Origin of the sequence: Fodinibius sp. SL11, from assembly GCF_052060035.1 — a bacterium.
In the GTDB taxonomy this organism is placed as follows: domain Bacteria; phylum Bacteroidota; class Rhodothermia; order Balneolales; family Balneolaceae; genus Fodinibius.
This window is the reverse complement of sequence record NZ_JBPOEA010000001.1, coordinates 486,697-505,460: the sequence shown is the minus strand read 5'-3', so window position 1 is coordinate 505,460 and position 18,764 is coordinate 486,697. Positions and strand designations below refer to the sequence as shown.

Annotated in this window: 14 protein-coding genes and 1 tRNA gene; 2 read left to right on the top strand and 13 right to left on the bottom strand. The window is 42.5% G+C overall.

Annotated features, from left to right (window positions below; all coding sequences use genetic code 11):
* Positions 1-81: 81 nt before the first annotated feature.
* The 4 genes from ychF to ACQ76V_RS01980 form a co-directional block, all read right to left on the bottom strand.
* Positions 82-1,176 (bottom strand): redox-regulated ATPase YchF, encoded by a 1,095-nt coding sequence (gene ychF / locus ACQ76V_RS01995; RefSeq protein ID WP_440998786.1) that lies wholly within the window; start codon positions 1,174-1,176, stop codon positions 82-84.
* Between the two features lie 45 nt (positions 1,177-1,221).
* A complete protein-coding gene (locus ACQ76V_RS01990; protein WP_440998785.1) occupies positions 1,222-1,887 on the bottom strand; it encodes a metallophosphoesterase family protein in 666 nt (221 codons plus the stop codon).
* Positions 1,888-1,899: 12 nt separating this feature from the next.
* Positions 1,900-2,364: a transcription antitermination factor NusB gene (nusB, locus tag ACQ76V_RS01985; protein WP_440998784.1), complete on the bottom strand. Its 465-nt coding sequence runs from the start codon at positions 2,362-2,364 to the stop codon at positions 1,900-1,902.
* A gap of 152 nt (positions 2,365-2,516) precedes the next feature.
* Positions 2,517-2,591 (bottom strand) — tRNA-Val (locus ACQ76V_RS01980).
* 370 nt (positions 2,592-2,961) lie between these two features.
* Here ACQ76V_RS01980 and ACQ76V_RS01975 point away from each other — a divergent pair.
* Together ACQ76V_RS01975 and ACQ76V_RS01970 are read left to right on the top strand one after the other, a co-directional pair.
* Positions 2,962-3,681, top strand: coding sequence for a hypothetical protein (locus ACQ76V_RS01975; protein WP_440998783.1), 720 nt, complete (start codon positions 2,962-2,964; stop codon positions 3,679-3,681).
* Between the two features lie 102 nt (positions 3,682-3,783).
* Positions 3,784-4,620: a c-type cytochrome gene (locus ACQ76V_RS01970; protein WP_440998782.1), complete on the top strand. Its 837-nt coding sequence runs from the start codon at positions 3,784-3,786 to the stop codon at positions 4,618-4,620.
* 129 nt (positions 4,621-4,749) lie between these two features.
* On the opposite strand, the gene ACQ76V_RS01965 is transcribed toward ACQ76V_RS01970, so the two are convergent.
* The 9 genes from ACQ76V_RS01965 to ACQ76V_RS01925 form a co-directional block, all read right to left on the bottom strand.
* Complete coding sequence (locus ACQ76V_RS01965) at positions 4,750-6,198, bottom strand: efflux transporter outer membrane subunit (RefSeq protein ID WP_440998781.1); 1,449 nt, start codon at positions 6,196-6,198, stop codon at positions 4,750-4,752.
* Positions 6,199-6,233: 35 nt separating this feature from the next.
* On the bottom strand, positions 6,234-9,386 hold the full coding sequence (locus ACQ76V_RS01960) for an efflux RND transporter permease subunit (RefSeq protein ID WP_440998780.1): 3,153 nt from the start codon (positions 9,384-9,386) through the stop codon (positions 6,234-6,236).
* A 44-nt stretch (positions 9,387-9,430) separates the two neighbouring features.
* Positions 9,431-10,618, bottom strand: a complete 1,188-nt coding sequence (locus ACQ76V_RS01955) for an efflux RND transporter periplasmic adaptor subunit (protein WP_440998779.1) — start codon at positions 10,616-10,618, stop codon at positions 9,431-9,433.
* Positions 10,619-10,677: 59 nt separating this feature from the next.
* Positions 10,678-11,121, bottom strand: coding sequence for a MarR family winged helix-turn-helix transcriptional regulator (locus ACQ76V_RS01950; RefSeq protein WP_440998778.1), 444 nt, complete (start codon positions 11,119-11,121; stop codon positions 10,678-10,680).
* A 186-nt stretch (positions 11,122-11,307) separates the two neighbouring features.
* Entirely contained in the window at positions 11,308-12,354 is a 1,047-nt protein-coding gene (locus ACQ76V_RS01945) for a UDP-glucose--hexose-1-phosphate uridylyltransferase (RefSeq protein ID WP_440999023.1), read from the bottom strand.
* Between the two features lie 24 nt (positions 12,355-12,378).
* Entirely contained in the window at positions 12,379-13,560 is a 1,182-nt protein-coding gene (locus ACQ76V_RS01940) for a galactokinase (protein WP_440998777.1), read from the bottom strand.
* Between the two features lie 26 nt (positions 13,561-13,586).
* A complete protein-coding gene (locus tag ACQ76V_RS01935) occupies positions 13,587-15,224 on the bottom strand; it encodes a sodium/sugar symporter (protein WP_440998776.1) in 1,638 nt (545 codons plus the stop codon).
* 26 nt (positions 15,225-15,250) lie between these two features.
* A complete protein-coding gene (locus ACQ76V_RS01930; RefSeq protein WP_440998775.1) occupies positions 15,251-16,234 on the bottom strand; it encodes an aldose epimerase family protein in 984 nt (327 codons plus the stop codon).
* Between the two features lie 45 nt (positions 16,235-16,279).
* The gene (locus ACQ76V_RS01925; RefSeq protein WP_440998774.1) at positions 16,280-18,763 is read right to left on the bottom strand and encodes a sugar-binding domain-containing protein; all 2,484 of its coding nucleotides are present in this window, start codon (positions 18,761-18,763) and stop codon (positions 16,280-16,282) included.
* Position 18,764: the final 1 nt, after the last annotated feature.

The window sequence follows — 18,764 nt, the reverse complement described above, 5'->3', positions numbered from 1 at the left end:
CGATAGAACAATATTAAACCAAAGACATGGTCAGAAAGCAAACCCTGTGCTGTAAAAGTGCGTAAATGATTGTACTAAGACTTACACATTAAAACGGAAAAGCATCACATCTCCATCCTGGACGATGTAATCTTTTCCTTCCTGACGCATTTCTCCAGCGTCTTTAACAGCCTTTTCGGAGCCGAGCTCTTTGTACGTTTCGTAGCTGACCGTTTCAGCTCGAATGAATCCCCGTTCAAAATCACTATGAATAACACCCGCTGCCTCCGGAGCTTTCGCTCCCTTTCGTACAGTCCACGCTCTCGTTTCTTTAGGTCCTGTCGTGAAATACGTAATCAGTCCAAGCTCTTTGTATGCCGCACGAATTAGTCGTTCCAGACCAGCCCCTTCAACACCAAGCTCCTCCAAAAACATAGCTCGTTCTTCCGAATCCAGCTCTGCAATCTCCTCTTCAATTTTAGCGCAAAAAGTAACCACCTCATCATCAAAACGAGCGGCAATTTCCTTAACTTCTTCTACCCATTTGTTCCCTGAGTCCAGATCATCTTCAGAAACATTACAAGCATAAAGCACCGGTTTCTCGGACAAGAGAAAAAGTTCTTGGAAAGCCCTGCGCTCTTCTTTGTCAGCCTCAAAGGTTCGTGCTGCATTACCATTTTCGAGATGTTCTTTTAGGCGTTGGACAATCTCCATGCGCCTAATGTCTTCCTTCTCACCACTTTTAGCATCACGTTTAAGATTTTCGAGCCGTTTTTCTACCGATTCGAGATCTTTTAGAATCAGTTCATCTTCAATGATATGAATATCACGGGTAGGATTAACATCTCCTTCTACGTGAATTACATTCTCGTCATCAAAACAGCGAACAACATGCACGATTAGATCAACTTCACGAATGTGAGACAGAAAAGCATTCCCCTTGCCTTTTCCCTCTGATGCTCCCTTAACAAGTCCTGCGATATCAACAAACTCGACACTGGTCGGGATTTTTTCATCCGACCCAACAATATCATACAACGTATCCAACCGTTCGTCAGGAACGGGCACAACGCCAATATTGGGATCAATAGTACAAAAAGGAAAGTTAGCGGCATCAGCGCCGGCATCACTTAAAGCATTAAACAAGGTAGACTTTCCAACGTTAGGAAGCCCTACAATTCCACATCGTAAGCTCATGTATTACAGTAAGTTAAAAATATTAATCAATTAGTTAATAACCACTCAGTCAAGAGCAGTTTGTTGTATAAACTCTTCTTCGGGTAGCTTAACCGCAGTAAGTTTTCCGTATCCTACCCGATCAAAGACACAGCCGGTATCAATACCGATCATCTTATCCTTTTGGATGGGTTTAGAGCGCGGCGTGTGACCAAAAACCACTGTTTTTTCCCAAGGCGTTTCAAAAGCATTTAAATGTGATCGCTCCCAGAGAAATTCCTGTATCTCATCCTCATCTTTGATACTCTCAGCAATCGTTTTAGCCGGTGATAATCCCGCGTGTACAAAAAAGTAGTCATCAGTCTCATAATACAGACGTGTCTTTTCATAAAAGACTTTGTGGTTCTCCGGCAGTGAGAGTGTATCGCCATCTGGGTTATAGGATTTGATTGTCTCGCGCCCCCCATTCATCATCCACATACTTCTATTACCCCTTTGAAAGGCATCCAGGAGCATTTGTTCATGATTACCGCGCAAAAAAATACAATCGACTTCTTCTCTAAAATTGAGCAAGTAATCAATAACCTGTTTTGATCCCGGCCCGCGATCAATATAATCACCAACAAAAACGAACTTCCGGTCGTAATAAGGTTCAAGCTTTTTGAGAAGTGCTTTCATGGAATGAAAGCAACCGTGGATATCACCAATCGCTATATATTTCTGGTTACTCAAAATAGAATAGCCCTACGATTTAAAGGACGATTCAATAAGTCCGCGTCCTTTTTTATTAATACGTCCATCTTTCTGCAGCTGATCCAGTGAAGAATCTAAAATACCGTTGATAAAGTTACCTGACTTTTTGGTCGAATATTTCTTGGCAATCTCGATCGCTTCGTTTATTGATACCTTCGTTGGAATCTGCTCGTAATGTATAAATTCGGCAATAGCAATTCGCAGCAATTGTCGATCAATAGTGTTAAGACGATCTATACGCCAGTTGTTTAAATGGGTTTGGATAATTTCATCAATTTCATCTTGCTTATTTACAATTTTAAGGAATAAGCGCTCAGCAAATTTAAAAATGTCACTATCATCAGATAGTTTCGGCTTAATCACCGATTTAATAATATCCTCCCATTGCCCTTTACCAATTTCATTGGCATAAAGAGCCTGCAAAACTGCTTCTCGTGCTTCTCTGCGTTGAGCCATTTGTTTCTATCACCGTTTTAATCAATCCAAATATAAAACCAATCGTTCGTCATATCATTTACTGGCTGGAGATATGACTACATTCGTTCTATATTCTATTTAAAATGAAAAAGCCTGTCATACCCTTTTGGGCAACAGGCTTTCGCTGTATGTGGGTGCTACTGGATTCGAACCAGTGACCTCTACCGTGTCGGGGTAGCGCTCTAAACCAACTGAGCTAAGCACCCAAAATTCCATGGGCAGTACATCAATTCAAGAGCGCTTAATATACACATCTTTTCCCTTTGATGACAACATTTATTACTTGAAAAATAAGTACCCATTTATAAGATTAAGGAGAATTTTTAATCAAAATATTTGATATGAAATCATCAAGAATAAAGTATTCAAATTATCGAAAACAGGTCTGCAATTTATTAAAAGCAAGCTTATTAAATACTATTTACACTTGGAGTAATAATTCCATCATCAGCTCAAAAACTGGTTCAGCCTGAAAAGTTTGAGCATTTATTGCCTGAAACCATTGATAACTCCTGGAATAAATCATCATTCAATAGTTTTACCTCCCAAGATGAACATTGGGGCGGGGTCTCATACATGGGGCCTGATAATGCTATAATCCAAATTGGTATTCGACATTATTCTGCTAACAAATGGAATCAAGAAAAACGGAAAACAAAGCAAAACAGTAAAACTGAAGAAGTTGGTGAACACAACCTTTATCTGGGTGAAATAATGGGCCAACGAGAAGCACTACTATTTTTAGACAATAATTTTTCAGTCCGAATTACCGGACCTAAAGAAATGGTCGACAAACAAATATCCACCATATTAGAAGCTATTTCTACAGAAAAAATTACAAAAACGGATTCCCCTTCAAGTAGCCAATCTTCCTCTGCAAAAAACAAGAGCCAGTCAGAATTACTAAAAAAATTATTGCCCGATAATTTAGCAGGCATGCAACATGGTAAAATATCTCAGCATGCATCTGAACCGGTCGTTTCTACCACCTATGGTAACAGCAATCTTCCCTATTCAGTCAATATTCAATTAGCGGAAGGTAAACTGGCCCAAGAATTCAACAAACAATTACAGGAAGAACTCAGCGAACCTAATACTGATCTCCAACAAATTGTACACAAGAATGCTCGCCTTTTTTACCGCAAAGAGGAGTCTGCTATTTCATATATGTCATTCAATAATAATCGCCTTATCATTGTTGGAGCAGATGCTCCTGCGCAAACCTCATTTAATAAAGAAAAAGCTGAAAAGCATCTCTTGAAAACTTTTGACGAGTTAGCATCGAACTTTAAATAGACAGCTCCTGAATTTTCCTGTATGAAGAACTTATATATCACAATCATCCTACTTTTCTCATTCCTAATGTTCTCTGCTTGTCAGATGGGGGACTCTTCACAAATGAGCAAATCCCAACAACGAAAGATGCATTCATCCTTTAGCTCCATACAGCAATCTTATAAAGCTCTGCTTCAAGAATACGAGCAGGATTCTGCCTCTATACCCGCCGAAATGAAAACACTTTATTCGCAGATGCAAAATATGCATCAAAAAATGGCTCAAAATCATGACCACATGATGTCAGGGCAGAAAAAAAATGGTATGGGAATGCATCAGGATGATGGACCAATGAAAAAGCAACGGCAAATGCGCAAACGCATGCAAAACGGCATGACTCGGGAGTGGTATGGTCAAATGGAAAGTATGCACCAACAAATGGCGCAAAGGCATGAACAGATGAATGACCCTGAGAAAGCAAAACGGCACCGCCAAATGGGCCAGGGATACGGCAAAATGAAAATGATGGTTCCCCAAGACGGTCAGCCGTCGGATAAGCCGGTTAATGAAAATGTAGATCCTGCCCTATTAGACGGAGCCGATCTTTATGCCCAAAACTGTGCCTCTTGCCATGGTAATAATGGTCAAGGCTTCAGTAATACTTTTCCGCCACTTGTAAATTCAAAATGGATAACCGGCAATAAATCAGTTCCTGTCCGTATAGTGAGAGACGGGTTACAGGGAGAGATTGAAGTCAACGGCGAAACATACCGTGGAAACATGCCTTCATTTAAAGCCCGACTCAGCACCGCAGAAATAGCAGCTATCATAAATCATCTGCGGGATAAGAGTGAAGGGGATTACAGTAAAATTACCCAAGATGATGTAATCGAAATATCTAAAACTTTTCAAAACCGCAATAAGTCATGGCAACCCAAAGAATTGTTAGGTGAGTCGTAGAATATTTCTTTCCTTGGAAGCATATAAACAGAGAAAGCCGCACCTTTCACAGTGCGACTCTCGTTAGGGATACACAGTAGATGGTTAGGCTACTGTGGATTAGGTTATGAGACAAAAAGTTCTTTGAGTCTAATTTTCTTCACTTTGTTGGCGTTGGATGGTGGATTTATTCCATCCGCCCCCCAGGGCGCGATAAAGATCTACACCAGCGGTCAACTGCTGTAGCTTATTGTTTATATCAGAAAGTTGAGCCGATAAATAATTTTGCTGAGCTGTTAGCACTTCTGTGTAATTGGCTTCTCCATATTGGAGCAGCTCTCGTGAGTATTCAATGGCATTTTGTAAGGCTTCCAGTTGTTTGCGAGTCAAATCTCTTTTCTCTTCCGCATTATTGAATGAGCTCAACGCATTTGAAACTTCACTACTGGCATTAATGATTGTACTGCGAAGTGCTAATTTTGCCTGCTCTTGTTGTGCCTTACTTCGTTTTAGCTGTGCCTTATTTTGTCCCCTGTTAAAAATGGGTTGCGTAATACCGGCAATTAGATTGTAGAATACCGAACCCGGCTGAAAAAGATCATCCGTTTGCAGACTTTGGTATCCCCCTTCGGCGGTAAGCCGAAACGAAGGATAAAATTGAGCACGGGCACTGTTCGTCAGCTCAAAAGCACTCCGGAAAGAATGTTCAGCGGCAATAATATCAGGACGATTTCTTAGTAATTGGGCCGGAACCCCGGTAGCAAGTGAATCTATGGGCGATTGCTCTTCCAGACTGTTACGGTCAATACCACCTGGCGCACGACCAAGCAATACACTGAGTGCATGCTCTTGCTCGGTAATCTGTTGACGTAATTCCGGGATGGTTACTTCTGCTGCATACCGGTTGGCAATACTCTGTTGCAGCGATACCCCTGTGACCAAACCACTTTCCTTTAAACTTCGAATTGTTTCAACATCTTCCCGTCGATTTTGGACGGTTTCTTTGGTGATTTCAAGCTGTTTATCGAGGGCCAACAATCGGTAGTAAGAATTTGCTACTTGTGCAATAAGTCGGGTCTGTACCGCACGACGTGTGGCTTCGGCCTGCAACAAAGCCGCGAAGCTTGCTTGCTTTGCACTTGTCAGCTTTCCCCAAACGTCAAGCTCCCAACTTGAACTCATGGAAACCGCATAACGCTCACTGGCAGGGATCGACCCTATCCCAGCCCCGCCAAAATTAGTGCTGTTGTCAGATTGTTCATTATATGAAGCGTTAGCTCCTAACGACAACGTTGGCAGCATACTCATTCGACCCTGATAGAAATCGGCCTCAGCAACACGAATTTGCTCGATAGCATTTCGAAGTTGCAGGTTATTTTCCAGCGCTTCATCAATAAGGTCGCGCAGTTGCGGATCTTTGAATACTTCTTGCCACGGCATGTCAGCCAGCGTGGTGCTATCCATCTCAACCTGTTCAAAGGGATACAGATCATCGGTCTGCATATCAGGTTGATCGTACGACTTAGTTGCGATACATGACGACAGCGAAACGCCGATCACCAATGTGGCTATTATTTTTAAATAATGATTATGAAACATAGAATCAGTTGAACAATATTTAGTTACTAATGTAATCAAGGCTTCAGAATTTGATCTCTTCGCTTTTGTACCACTTCAGGTGGTCCTGATATTTTCTCCTGAAGTGTTTGAAAGATGATGAAGAGCACCGGTATCACCAGTAATCCAATAAAGGTTCCAATAAACATTCCACCCGCTGTGCCAATACCAATAGATTGATTGGCATTGGCATTAATTCCTGTTGCAAGTGCCAGTGGTAACAGACCGGCGATAAAGGCAAAAGAAGTCATCAAGATAGGACGCAGTCGTGCCTCGGCCCCATCAATGGCTGCTTTCACAATACTCATGCCTTCTTCACGACGTCGTTGTAGACCAAATTCAACCACCAGGATGGCGTTCTTAGCCAGAAGCCCCATCAACATAATAGCCGATATCTGCAGATAAATATTATTAGCAATGCCAAAGATATTGGCAAAGATAAAGGACCCCATTAATCCGATGGGCAATGGTAAAATAACCGCCCATGGAACTAAATAGCTCTCGTATTGAGCACTCAAAAAGAAATAGACAAACAGCAAGCAGAGCGCAAAAATAACGATTTCCTGTCCGCTCGACTGACTTTCTTCTCTTGTCAACCCAGAATATGCGTAGGTGTAATCACCAGATATCTCTTCCTCAAAAATTTCTTCAATTGCCTGAATGGCATCCCCCGAACTGTATCCGGGATTCGTGGCTCCGGTTAACTCAACAGAATTAAAGAGATTAAATCGCGATACATTTTGCGGACCATATACCCGTTCGAGATTAACAAAAGAACTCAATGGCGCCATCTGTCCATTTTGATTTCGGACTGAAATTTGCTGTAAACTTTCTTCGGATCCTCGTGCCTCAGCATCCGCCTGAACATAAACACGATACAGTTTACCAAATCGCGTAAAATTGGATACATACAGTCCACCATAATAAGACTGCATAACATTCATTATGGACTGTACCGAGAATCCAGCCCGTTGCGCTTTGGCAACATCAACATTTACCATGTACTGCGGATAATCAGTCTGAAAGTATGTGGTCGCATATTGTATTTCAGGACGTTGAAAGAGTTGTTGTTGTACCTTTTTACTAACTTGGTCCAACTGCTCAAGCGAGCCACTCGATCGATCCTGGACGTTAACTGTAAAACCGCTGGTATTGCCAAAACCCGAAATGACCGGTGGGGCAAAAAAGGCAATATCAGCTTCCTTGATACCTGCTGTTTTTTGTCGCAACAAGTTAATAGCATCATTCACTTCCATATCCCGATCGTCCCAATGCTTTAGCTTACCGACAATGAAGCCGTATTGACTTCCGGAACCACTAATGAGTCCAAATCCAGAAATAGCAAGCCGTGAATCGATAACTTCGGTATCCGCCATAATTTGATCGATCTCAGCCATTACCTCTTTGGTCCGGTCCAGCGATGCCGATGGCGGGAGGCTTACGTTTGCAAAGAACGTCCCCTGGTCTTCATCCGGAACAAAACCGGTAGGTGTTGTTTGAAACAAAATGCCAAAAATACCAATAGCGGCAACAACTACCGCTACAGCTGCCCAGGCATTACGCGTAAAAAAGCCCAATACCTTACGATAACGATACTTTCCTACTTCAAAAACAGCATTAAAAGCAATGGCAAAACGATCAACATAAGACTTACTTTCTCCAATTTGTTTTTGCTCGGGTTTAAGGACTAAAGCACACAGTGCCGGACTTAATGTCAGGGCATTTACGGCTGATATGATAATAGCCGTTGCCAGGGTAATACCAAACTGTTGGAAGAAAACGCCCGTAGATCCCGTTATAAACGTTACCGGAACAAAGATCGCTGCCATTACCAACGTAATGGAAACAATGGCGCCGGCAATCTCATCCATTCCCTCAATGGCGGCCTGCATTCCAGACTCCGCTCCCTCCTCGAGTTTAGCGTGAATAATTTCAACTACAATGATGGCGTCATCCACTACAATCCCAATCGCCAATACCAATGCAAATAGCGTTAATAAATTGACGCTGTATCCAAATATATTTAGGAAAAAGAAGGTACCGATAATAGAAACAGGGACGGCAATGGCCGGTATCAAGGTTGATCGCCAATCCTGCAGAAATACAAACACTACAATAAATACAAGAATGAAGGCCTCTAAAAAGGTTACAAACAGTTTATCGATCGATGCCGTGAGAAAACTGTTTGCATCAAAAACGGTAGTGTATTCAATATCATCAGGAAAATTTTCTGATGCAGCTTCAATTTCAGCCTTAACATTCTCAACGACCTCCTGCGCATTAGCACCCGCTGTTTTAGATACAAACATCCCCACACTGGGTCCACCATTGGCGGTACTGTGAACGCTGTAGGTCTGCGCCCCCAGCTCCACATCGGCGACATCCTTAAGGCGCAACATTTCTCCATTTTTAGATCCTTCTCGAATGATAATATTCTCGTACTCCGGTGCCGTTGAAAGACGTCCCTTGTACTTCATCGTATACTGAAAGGCCTGTCCACTATTTTCTCCAATAGTCCCGGGAGCCGCCACAAAACTCTGATCATTTAGAGCAGTAATAACATCAGAAGGCACTAAATTGTACGAAGCCATTTTATCCGGCTTCATCCATATTCGCATCGAATAGGTATTGGCCCCAAACGCATCGGCCGTACCAACACCATTAACCCGTTGCAGGCGTGGAATGAGATTAATGCGAGCATAATTTTCCAAAAAGGTGCCGTCATGGGTGCCATTGGGGCTATACATTGTAAATATCAGCAAACGACTGGTCTGCTGTTTCTGAGTAGTAACACCAGTCTGCGTTACCTCCTGTGGAAGCAAATTTGAAGCCTGTGAAACCCGATTCTGTACATTTACTGCAGCAATATCAGGATCCGTGCCAAGGTCAAAATAAACCTGAATTTGAGCCCGTCCGTTATTACTGGCCGTAGAGGTTATGTAGGTCATTCCCTCGACCCCGTTAATTTGTTCCTCGAGCGGAGCAACAACACTATTCAAGACTGTTTCGGCATTGGCACCCGGATAAGTTGCCGATACCTGAATAGTTGGCGGAGCAATCTCGGGGTAAAGTGACACGGGCAAGGCGTTATAACCGAGGTATCCCAGGATAACAAGAATAATTGAAATGACCGTCGATAATACCGGTCGCTGTATAAATCGTTTAATCATTATATCTAAATTCTAAACTAATAATGCTTTTATGTCGTAGCCAATTACTCAAAATCTGTGAGGGATTGATACAAGCTATCTGCATCAACAGAATTTGGCTGAATTGTTGTGCCGTCCTCTAACTGACCGATCCCTGAACTAATAATATGCTCCCCTTCAGAAAGCCCCTCGTTAACCACAGACAACTGTTTAGTATCAACGGGCAATAACGAAACCTCTCGACTTTCTACCGTATTGCTGTCCGTCACAACATAGACAAATCGTTTATTTTGGATTTCATAGGTGGCCCTTTTTGGGATAACGATAGCTGCATCCTGATTGAAAGGAATTTGGACATTACCCGATCCGCCACTTCGCAGTATTTCTTGAGGATTTGGGAACGCAGCACGAAAAGAAGCCGATCCGGTTTGTCTATCAATCAGTCCACTGGCCAGCTTAAGCTTGCCCTGATGTTCATATTTACTATTATCCGCAAGCAGCAAATTAACCTCAGGCATCTCTGCCACCTGCTGCTGTATGGTTTGGTCTTCTCCATCACTTGAAACGGTTCGCGCCATCTCCAGCAGCTCACGCTCACTCATAGAAAAATAAGCGTAAACTTCAGAGATATCAGAAACTACCGTCATAGGTTGCGCAATCGTACTATTTACTAAGCTTCCGATGCGATACGGAATAGTCCCAATAATGCCGGTAACCGGACTTTTAACTTCCGTATACCCCAGGTTAACCTGAGCATTTGTCAGTCGGGATTCAGCCTGTGCCAAAGCGGCTTGGTTCGACTCTAATTCATTTTTTGCTGATTGCAGCTGGTATTGGCTCACAATCTCTTTATCAACAAGACTTTGCAAACGTTCTACTTCATCTTCGGCGGTACTAACCCGTGCTTTTGCCGCTTGAATATCAGCTTTAGCCGACCGTACCTCTTGTTGATACTCTTCATTATTCAGCGTAAACAATACCTCATCTTTTGATACCCAATCTCCTTCATCAACATGCATCTCTATAATATAACCCGGTACCCGGGGACGGATCTCTACCGTTTGTTTCCCTTCGAGGGTTGCGGGATAAGTGCTCGTTAACTCTATACTTCGAGGTTGAAGCTCAAGAACAGGATATTGCTGCACCTGCTGTTGCCCTCGCTGCTGACTCGCATCCCCGCAAGAAAAAATCAGCAGTGGTATTACTGAAATGATAAATAAATAAGTTATTCCCGAATTGTACGACTTCTTCATTCTACTTTTACTAATTACTGATTTGTTTTTCACAATATTTTAGTTGATAACATCAACTATTAATCACTCAAAAAATTATACATGTTAGCCAACGCATCCTCAAACTCTTTCGTTTCGATATTCTGTATTTCGGCGTTGATTTCTCTATCCAGCTGTTGATCGACAGCTCGTGCCTTTTCCAAAACTTTTAAACCGGGCTTCGTAATAAGCAATATTTTTCTCCGCTTGTCGGATTCGTCCTGAACGCGAGTCACAAAGTGATGTTGTTCCAATCCATCGATATGTCGAAGTACAGCTGATTTATCCCTGTCAACAATTTCAGCCAGTTCTTGCAGAATAAGACCATCCTCATTATCCAAAATATTGAGGATAAAAAACTGTTCAATGGTCAAATCAATATCCTCTTCCTGAAAACGGCTCTTCAGACTTCGGACCATTTCCTTTACTACGTATGCCATCCGGCATCCGGTCGTTTCGCAATACAACTTTTGATGTAAACTCATGAACAAATACCTTTTAAAAATAAGATGAGCAAAGATAAGGGTTATTAGTTGATATAGTCAACTAATAACCCTTATGAAAAACTCCTTTAATGATATTTTGCAAAAGGAATTTCTGTTTTACGGTTTTTAACACCAAAAACGCGAGAGATTCCAACCTCGTATTTATGCTATACAGTGGTGGAAATGCTATTGCTCTTTATAATGAACATCAGATAACTCCTTCATAAGATTGGCACTGGCCTCCGGGGTAATATCACGCTGAGGCGTCCCCAGCATTTCGTACCCTACGCGGAATTTTTTTACCGTAGCAGAACGCAATAAAGGCGGATAAAAATGCATGTGGAAATGCCATTCCGGATGTTCTTTTCCATCCGTGGGTGCGGGATGAAACCCAGCCGAATAGGGAAAAGAAACCTCGAAAATATTATCATATTTAACAGTAATTTGTTTCACAATATCCGCCAATGCATCTTTTTCGTCTTCGGTCATATCTGTAAACCGTCCAAACGGACGTCGACTAATAAGCAGCGTCTCAAACGGCCAAAACGCCCAATAAGGAACTACTACTACAAAATGTTCATTGGAAACTACCACCCGTTCATCGAGCTCAAGCTCCAAGTCCAAATATTCTGAAAGCAGCGTATGTCCATGATCTTCGAAATAGGTAACCTGCTGTTTTAACTCTTTTGACGGTTCATCGGGAATGGTTTGCTGAGCCCAGATCTGTCCATGTGGATGCGGATTACTGCATCCCATAATCTCTCCTTTGTTCTCAAAAATCTGCACATAATTGATGTAATCCCTGTTCCCAAGCTGCGTGTATTCATCAACCCATAGGTCTACGACATCTCGAATCTGCGAAAGCTCCATCTCCGGAAGCGTTAAATCATGCCGAGGTGAAAAACAGATTACCCGGCAGGTCCCTTTTTCTCCCTTTGCCACTAACAAATCATCGGTATTCATCTCATCTGAAGGAACATCAGGTTTTAGAGCACTAAAATCATTGGTAAATACAAAGGTTGATTCATACTCCGGATTGCTGGCATCACCCGCCCGATCATTACCGGGGCACAAATAACATTCGGGATCATATTCCGGCTTTTTATTGCCCGGTGTCTCTTCTTCCTTTCCCTGCCACGGACGTTTGGCTCGGTGCGGCGATACTTGCACCCATTCGCCGGTTAACGGATTCCATCTGCGATGTGGGTGGTTATTTAAATCTAATGACATAATACTATTGGTTTAATTTCTTGAAAACTATTCAGAAGTCACTTCCGCCCGGTTTATCTCGTGCGTTCCCGAAGAGACTTTAGTTTTGTACACCTTAATCTCCTCACCGGTCTGGTCGTTATATTGCTCTTTAATCTGATCGGTAAAAGCATTTACATGCTCTTCTTTTACCAGGTTTATGGTACAGCCTCCAAAACCGCCCCCCATCATTCGGGCGCCAAATACGCCATTAAGGCTACGAGCGATATCAACTAATATGTCAAGCTCCTTACAGCTTACCTCATACTCTAATTGTAGCCCTACGTGGGATTGATACATGCGTTGACCAAAAGAATGAAAGTCTCCCTGATGCAGATCATCACAAGCCTGAATCACGCGTTTATTTTCTTCCACCACATATTTGCACCGCTTAAAAATGGTCGAATCTATTTCCTTTTCATGCTGTAACAGCAAAGAAAGTTCTACATCGCGAAGGCTCTTAATTTCAGGATCCCATTGCTGCAGAGTCTCAACGCCCTGCTCACATTGTTGCCGTCTCACATTATATTCTGATGAAGCCAGCTCGCGGCGAATCTGGGTATCACATAACACAATTTTAATATCATCTCTATTAAAAGGAAAGTATTCATAATCGAGGCTACGGCAATCCAACTTTAACGCATATCCCTCCTTTCCATTCAAGCTGGCAAACTGATCCATAATCCCACATTGTACGCCCACAAATTCATTTTCGGCTTTCTGGGCGATCGTTGCCATCTCCACCGGTGGAATATCCCAACCATTGAGTTCAGCCAATCCAAATAACACGCCGCCCTCCAATGCAGCAGACGACGACATACCCGCTCCGATGGGGACATTTCCGCCGAATACGCAATCAAAACCACCTACATCGTAGCCATGTTTCTTCAGCTGATCGACGACGCCAAGCAGGTAATTGGGCCATCCCAAATCCGACCTTTCAATATCATCAGAAATATCGGTTTCAAATGCTTCTTTTTTATCAACAGCATAAAACCGGCACTTATTGGTACCGTTAACATTAATAGCCAAATAAATGCCTTTATCCACGGCCGCCGGCAACACAAATCCATCGTTATAATCCGTGTGTTCCCCAATTAAGTTAACCCGACCCGGAGACTCGATCAGCTTATAATTCTGTCCAAAACGATTTTCAAATTCCTCTTCAATTTGTTGAATAAACTGTTCCATGAATCAATACTAAATATTCTCATTTATTACCAAAATACGGCATACAATACCGCAACAATCACCAAAATAATATAGGATCCGATATTAAATGCAGGGCTGGTCTTAAACATCTCAGCAGTGGTATGTATCGCTTTGGGATCTTCATCATGCGGATTGGTCGTCAAACTGACCCCCATGATAATAACAATCGTCAGAATGAGCGTATACAACATCTGATCCAGAAATGGAAGTTGCACAGCCGGTGTTTTTAAAAAGACCGCAATGACAATAGATGACAGTACTCCGTATATGGCCCCTTTGGAAGTCGTTTTTTTCCAGAATAGTCCCATCAAAAATACAGCCAGTATTCCGGGGCTCACCATCCCTGTGTATTCTTGGATATACTGAAAAACCTGGGGCACATTATCGAGCTGCGGTGCTACAATAATAGCAGTTATCAAAGCCACAGAAGCCGAAATTCGTCCCATATTTACCGTTTGCTTATCTGAAGCATCTGGATTGATATATGGAATATAGATATCCATCGTAAAGATGGTGGCCACCGAGTTTAACATCGAAGCCATCGACGAGACAATAGCCGCAGCAAGTGCCGCCACTACCAATCCCAAGAAGCCGGGCGATAAAAACACCTTCATCAGCCATGGATAGGCATTATCATATTGAATACTCCCATCAGGTTTCGTAAATGCATCTACAACACCCGTAATCTGCATAGTTCCTTCGGGTTGATTAAATAATACATAAACGATGATACCGGGGATTACTACAATCAGTGGAATCAACAATTTTAAAAATCCTGCAAAAATAATTCCTTTTTGAGACTCTTTTAACGACTTGGCCGCCAACGTACGTTGAATGATATACTGATTAAATCCCCAGTAATAGAGATTGGCAACCCACATCCCGCCAATTAAAACTGCAATACCAGGCAGATTGCTAAATTCAGGATTGGAATGTTCCAGAATCATATCAAACTTATCGCCGGCCACTTCATAAAGATGAGCAATACCGTTGAAAATACCACCATCGGGCGTAAGGTTGTAAAGGCCGGCAAAAGTCACCACAAAGCCCCCAAGAACCAACAGTCCAACTTGAATGACATCGGTCCACGCTACGGCCGAGAGTCCACCATATAATGAATACGCGGCTGCAATAGCTGAAAGCCCAATGAGTGCATACATCATTAAGCTACCATCACCGGTTCCCATAATCGTATCAAGCGCCAATGCTCCGAGGTAGAGCACCGTAGTTAGATTTACAAAGACGAATAGCGCGATCCAAAAGACTGCTAAAATCGTCTTCAGCGTGGTGTTAAATCGTTGTTCAACAAATTCAGGAATAGTGAAAATTTCTTTTTCAATAAAGATGGGCAGCAAATACTTACCAACAATAATGAGTGTAACCGCTGCCATCCACTCGTAAGAAGCAATGGCTAATCCCACGGCAAAACCGGAACCGGACATCCCAATAATTTGCTCGGCCGAAATATTAGCCGCTATTAATGAGGCCCCAATAGCCCACCACGGCAGAGATTTGCCAGCAAGGAAGTAATCCTCGGCTGTTTTCTGATGTCCTTTTTCATCCCGCGACACCCAAAGTCCAATGCCCACAATCATCAATGCATAAGAGCAAAAAACAATAGTATCTAATAATGAAAATTCCATAAAATTATTTTTATAAATTTAAGCGTCTATAGATCCTGTTTACCATCAAAAATAGATATATCTACTTCCCAGCACTTGATGCTCAATGGAGAAATTTGTTGCTGATCATCCCATCTACACGCTTCCGCGAGAGAATCAGGACGAGCATTACAGGGTTCTAAAGCCAACGTATATTCTTTTTGTTTGCTGCCTGTAGGCCATCCTCCATAACAAAGCCAGAGCCCTAAAAAAGGAACCTGGTCGGTATCAAATGAAAACATCAAAGTTTCGTCGGCTTGCTGTTTATAAAGTCCGGCTTTTCCGTTGGTCAAACGATCAGAGAACAACTTAGCCGCGAAACTTAAAGATTTATTCTGTACGTAATGAAAATCAATATTTGAGTTATTCCCAAGTATTTTTGGCCATGGCAAGGTATCACCCAAACTACCTAAGTTGGGTTTCGAAGCCCAATTTAAGACAACTTCAGATATTTCATTGGGTAGTATGAGCTCGTCCCCCTCCGAAATATTCAACAAAGGATGTGCCGACCAAATATATTCAAACGGAACTTCTTCCAGACTTTCTACTTCATATGTAATCTGAACTGTTGATCCATCAAGTTCTATATGTTTTGCAAACTGATAATTTAACTGCTCGCCATGTGTCCACATTGAAACACCATTTCTGTGTTCCTTGTAGTTCCAGGCTTTTGTCCACAGTTCACCATGGTCAGGAAGATCAATTTCTTGTCCCTTAAACTCATATTTAGATGGAGAAACAGTTGGAAAGCATTCATCAAACCCGGCAGCAAAAGGAGGTGAGAATTCTTCACCATAAGCAGGCTGAGAAACAACATTATAATCTGTGGCCGATTCCTGTAGAAACTGAGTACCCGATTGCTTGCTTCTCAGTTCTATAATTTTACCCCCCATATCCGGGAGGATCGCAATGTTAAGCTCTTTATTTTCAAGCTCTACAACCGGTAAGGTATGCTGTTCATGTTGTTCGATATTTATTGTATCTGTATTCATAAGAATTTCAACCTTCGATTAATTGAAAATTTTATATACCGATATCTATTGCTGCCAGTAATTAAACGGGTCCTCGCTTTGCCGGGTATTAATTTCTATGGTTTGCCCTTCCATCCCATCAACTTTTACCGATACTCTTATTACCCCTGCTGTTCGTGTTGATTGGACAATAACCAGAGCCATTCCATTGAAAGCTTTACGGTAATTTGCTTGATGCGAAGTATGATCCTGGGGATCGCCGTTACCAACTCCAATAATGTTGCCCTCTCCTTCAATCTCAAAATTAAGCTTGTTGTTGGCTCGGGGAACAACATTTCCATCTTTGTCAACCACTTCGACTTTGATATGAGCCACATCTCGTCCATTAGCCGATAACTCGTTTTTATCACTACTAATACGTATTGATGCAGGGGGTCCGGTAGTTTGAATTTCCTTGGTAACAACCACTTTACCATCTTTTTTTCCTATCGCTTTTATAGTGCCGGGTTCATAAACAACATCCCACGCAGCATGCAAATCGGCTGTAGTCGCATCGACCGGTTCTTCATCGTAGCAGTTCCATCCGCAGGTCGTTCCTTTTCTCGGGAATGAGATGCGCTTTTCACCATAGTATTTACCATTCAAATAGAGCTCTACCACATCTACATTGGTATAAGCCAACACAGGAATCACATCCCCTTCATGCCCTTCCCAATTCCAGTGTGGAAACAGGTGCAGCATGGGTTCCTCGGTCCATTGGCTCTGGTAAAAGTAGTACGAATCCTTAGGAAATCCCACCAAATCGAGTGAGCCGAATGAAGCGTGCTTGTTGGGCCACCATGCTTCTCCCAGGTAATCAATACCCGTCCACATGAAGTCTCCAATAACGTAATCGTGATTGTGGACAAACTTCCAGAGCTCGGCAACACGAATCATATTGGAATTATAGTTGGGCTGTACAATCGTAGAATCACCCAGTGTGTAATCTCCTCGTTGGGCAACAATATTAGGGCTCTCGGTCCCTACATATTTCCAATCGGGATGGTCGAGCTTATCAACGGTGTATACCAGCTCCCGCCGATTTGTCCACCGATCAGCATAATTGTAGCCTACAATATCCAACGCATCTAAAAACCGCTTTGTAGTAGGAGCAGTAGTATCTCCGATATGATCGTTCCCAGTAGTTACCGGACGAGTGGGATCCATGTAATGAAAAGTCCCAATTAATTTTTCCAGCGTACCTACGCCTGCTTTGGGCACCTGTTCCCCAATTTCATTGCCCGCACTCCACATTACTACTGACGGATGATTACGATCACGTTTTATAAAATCCTTTACATCTTTCTGCCCCCATTCTTCGAAATATTGGTGATACGTAAATTCTCGTTTTCCATGATTCCATTCATCAAACACCTCATCCATCACCAGAAATCCCATACGGTCGCAAAGTGCCATAAATTCGGGCGACATTGGGTTGTGAGCCGTTCTGATAGCATTAACGCCCATAGCCTTAAGCTTTTGAAGTCGTCGTTCCCACACCCCTATGGGAACCGCTGCGCCCACCGGTCCGCCATCGTGATGCAAGTTTACACCGTGCATCTTCACGTGTTCCCCATTCAGAAAGAACCCTTCATCTGTTTTATATTCTATATTGCGAATTCCAATTGTAGTTTCTTTACGATCTATCTCCTCGTCTCCTTGTTTAATTACAGCCTGCAAAGTGTACAGCGATGGAGAATCAATAGACCAAAGCTGCGGTTTTTTTATGCTCAGTTTTTGCTCTACCATTTGTTGGCTGGTAGAATGAACTGAAAAATTACTATCGGCCCGAGCTACTTCTATCCCGTTTTCATTAAGCAACACAGCTGACAATGTGCCCTCCTGTTGCGATTTCATCTCATTCGTCACATCCGTTTGTACTTCAACAACAGCATGATCCTCATTCGCTACAGGAGTCGTCGCATAAACGCCCCAGTGATCAACATGCAATGGATTGGTTACAGTCATCCATACATGCCGGTAAATGCCTGTTCCCGAATACCATCGTGAGCTGGGTTGTTTGGAGTCATCCACCCGAACGGCAATAACATTTTCGCCCGCTTGTAAATACGGTTCGATATAATATTTAAAGCTTATATAGCCATACGGACGATGCCCCAAGTGGTGTCCATTAATCCATACATCGCTATTCATGTAGATGCCATCAAACTGTAGCCATACTTTTTTATCGAGCAGATCCCGAGGTACCGTGAAGGTTTTTCGATACCATCCTATCCCGGTGGGTAAATAACCACCGCTCCCACCAGTGGGGTAGTCTTCCTTAAATGCCCCTTCAATACTCCAGTCGTGTGGTACATCGAGCTGACGCCAATCACTATCATCAAAATCAGGATTTTCGGCATTTTCTATATCTCCCCGAGTAAAACGCCAATCCAAATCCATGGAGTAACGCTGACGACTCTGTGCCTCTGAAAAGTTGGGTACTAATAAAATACCAATCAGAGCAAGGCAAAATATCTGGATTGATTTATTTAAGAAGTTAAAACTCATA